This is a genomic window from Segatella copri, from assembly GCF_949820605.1.
In the GTDB taxonomy this organism is placed as follows: Bacteria; Bacteroidota; Bacteroidia; order Bacteroidales; family Bacteroidaceae; genus Prevotella.
Genome location: NZ_CATKVU010000010.1, coordinates 1 through 3,213, shown reverse-complemented (window position 1 = coordinate 3,213; position 3,213 = coordinate 1). Strand labels below are relative to the sequence as shown.

Annotated in this window: 3 protein-coding genes; 1 reads left to right on the top strand and 2 read right to left on the bottom strand. The window is 44.4% G+C overall.

Translation table 11 applies throughout. From position 1 onward, the window contains the following. A partial coding sequence (locus tag RCO84_RS16885) for a TraM recognition domain-containing protein (protein WP_317585819.1) occupies positions 1-1,036 on the top strand: 1,036 nt, incomplete at its 5' end. A 78-nt stretch (positions 1,037-1,114) separates the two neighbouring features. Here RCO84_RS16885 and RCO84_RS16880 read toward each other — a convergent pair. Next, positions 1,115-1,744 (bottom strand): RteC domain-containing protein, encoded by a 630-nt coding sequence (locus tag RCO84_RS16880; protein ID WP_117663913.1) that lies wholly within the window; start codon positions 1,742-1,744, stop codon positions 1,115-1,117. 230 nt (positions 1,745-1,974) lie between these two features. Then, on the bottom strand, positions 1,975-3,213 hold a 1,239-nt coding region (locus tag RCO84_RS16875; RefSeq protein ID WP_317585818.1), incomplete at its 5' end, for a sigma-54-dependent transcriptional regulator.

Below are 3,213 nucleotides of genomic sequence, written 5' to 3'. Positions count from 1 at the left end.
TGCCATCATCTGGTACCTAAGAATCTACAAGGACGGAAAGTATTGCACCTTTCCTCATGCCATCGAACTGCTCAACCGCAGATACGAAGATGTCTTTCCGATACTAACGAGCTATCCCGAACTTGAAAATTATTTATCTCCGTTCATGGATGCCTGGCAAGGTGGGGCGATGGAGCAGTTGGCGGGGCAGATTGCAAGCGCAAAGATTCCGTTGTCACGAATGATTTCACCACAACTCTACTGGGTGATGTCCGCAAGCGAGTTTACACTCGACATCAACAATCCCAATGAACCTAAGATTCTGTGTGTCGGAAATAATCCTGACCGACAGAATATTTATGGTGCCGCACTCGGTTTGTACAACAGCCGCATCGTGAAACTCATCAACAAGAAGGGACAACTCAAATCATCCGTTATCATTGACGAGTTACCAACTATCTATTTCAAAGGCTTGGATAATCTGATTGCTACGGCACGAAGCAACAAGGTGGCGGTGTGTTTAGGCTTCCAAGACTTCTCGCAGTTGGTTCGCGATTATGGAGACAAGGAGGCAAAGGTGGTTATCAATACCGTTGGTAATATCTTCAGCGGACAGGTCGTTGGCGAGACCGCCAAGACTTTATCCGAGCGTTTCGGCAAGGTGCTCCAAAAGCGTCAGTCCATTTCCATCAACCGACAGGATGTCTCTACGTCCATCAATACCCAAATGGACAGTCTCATTCCGCCAAGCAAGATTAGTGGTCTTACCCAAGGTATGTTTGTCGGCTCTGTTTCCGACAACTTCACCGAGCGCATAGAGCAGAAGATCTTCCATGCCGAGATTGTCGTTGACACCGACAAGGTAAAGCGAGAGGAAAGCCATTATCAGCCTATCCCCATCATCAACGACTTCAAGGATGCGGATGGCAACGACTGCATGAAGCAAGCCATTCAGGACAACTACAACCAAATCAAGGAAGATGTCAAGCTGATTGTCAAGGACGAGCTGGAGCGCATCACTGGTGACGAGAGCTTAAAGCATCTCATACAGAAATAAACAATAAGGCGAGTAACTTTTAGGAATTGTCCTTTTCAGTTACTCGCCCCTGCATACATATATGGGATTTATCGTTTTTTATCGTCTCATTCTTTCCAATTCATCATCCTTTCGCATTTTGTCGTTCAACTTCTCCTGCATTCTGTCAAGGAAGTAAGTACGGCTATGGTTCTTGCGTCTTCTGATGTCGGTATAGAAACGATAGCAGTCCTTGGCTTTGATACCAAAGAACTGGTACATGGCTTGCGCCAAGTCCTTGAACTTCACATCGCCATCGTTCACGCTTCCCATTACGCAGATGCCATATACCATTTCTACAAGGTCAACGGCATTGCCAGTCCATTTTACTAATGGCTTTGATTCTGATGATACTGGCGGAGAGGCTTCTGAAGTGGATGTGGTCACATGAAGATGATATGTTGCTGCCACATGCTCTTGCATCCTTCGGACAAATGCAATAGCCTTGCGCACATACAAGCCTACGGTTCCCAAACAATCCTTTATATGGGGCATTGACAGATGAAAGTCAAGCTCGGTCTCTGCGTATGACAGTGCAAAGACCGCTTGCTTCACGTTGGTGCTGCATAAATCAACCACAACCTTGATAAACTCACGGTATGAGTTCTCCAAAGCGTTACCACCTTTGTTCTTATGACCTGCATTCAGCAAGTTGAAAAAATCAGTCTCTATCAATATGTTGTATTCCATGTTGCTGTCTCTTTTATGGGTTTGTACTAATTTGATGTTTCTGTGCGCACACCATTTATTAGTCCAACACCTATGCCATTCCAAGACAGACTAAACAATAGGATGATGATATTTCCTGATAATCAGCAACTTTATCAAGAGAATAAGATTTTCACAAGGAAATTGCAAGCAGAAATAGTGTAAGGAAAACCGGACACTCGTCCAATCTTCCTTACACGGTTCTTATACCGTTACAACTTGTTAGTTGGAATACCATACTCTTTCATACGGGCATAGAATGTAGTATGGCTCATTTCCAACATTTTTGCCGCATCACGCTTGATGCCATTGCATTGCTTCAAAGCCCACAAGATACGCTCTCGATTGATCTTGCGTTCTTGTTCATCAAAGTCCAAAGCCTCTTCTGTCAATGCCGATTGTGACAACTGCAAGTCCTCGACATCTATTATCTCATTCTCGCATAACAGCATAGCTCGCATGATACATGATTTCAACTCACGCACATTGCCTGGCCATGTATGGCTTACAAGTGCCCTTTGCGCTTCCTTACTGATACATTTTATTTCTTTGTCCGTATGCCTATCATATAGTTTCAGGAAGAAGTTAGCTAATGGCATAATATCTTCCTTGCAATCTCGCAACCGTGGAATCTCAATAACCGCTTCGTGAAGTCGATAATACAGATCGCTTCTGAATCGTCCTTCCCGAACTGCCTCTTGCAGGTTTTCGTTGGTGGCGGCAATAATGCGCACATCAGCCACTTTATCTTTTGTAGCTCCCAATGGTCGGTAGCTCTTGGATTGCAACACACGCAGCAACATCGCCTGTACGTCTTTCGGCAGGTTGCCTATCTCGTCCAAGAACAGCGTACCTCCAGCAGCCAATTCAAAGTAACCTTTTCTTGCTGCGTCTGCACTTGTGAATGCTCCTTTCTCATGTCCGAAGAGAGCGGAAACGGCAAGTTCCGCAGAAAGCGTACCGCAATCTACTACTTCAAAAGGCTTGTCGGCTCTTTTGCTTTGCAGATGTATCTTTTCCGCTATATGTTCTTTGCCTGTTCCGTTGTCTCCCAATATCATAACAGCCATGTCGCTTTTGGCAAACAATTCTGCCATTTTGTATATACGGCGAAACTTCTCACTTTTGCGGTAAACAATCTTGTTATTCAACTCTACGAGTCGTTTCTGCTTGTCTATGATTTCTTCCAAACGTTCATAAACTACATCAAGCAACAATTTCTTCGGTATATAGTCTTCTGCTCCCAATTTCATAGTCCTCACGGCACTCATGCTTTCATCGTAAGATGTCATGATGATAAATGGATTCTGGTAGCCGTTACTACGCATCCATTCCAACAGGTCGATGCCGTTATCATTCCCCAAGCGCATATCCGAAATGACAACATCCCATTCAGAGGATTCCCTCACAGCTTTCAGACCATCTCTGTAATTGTAGCATAAGATTATTTT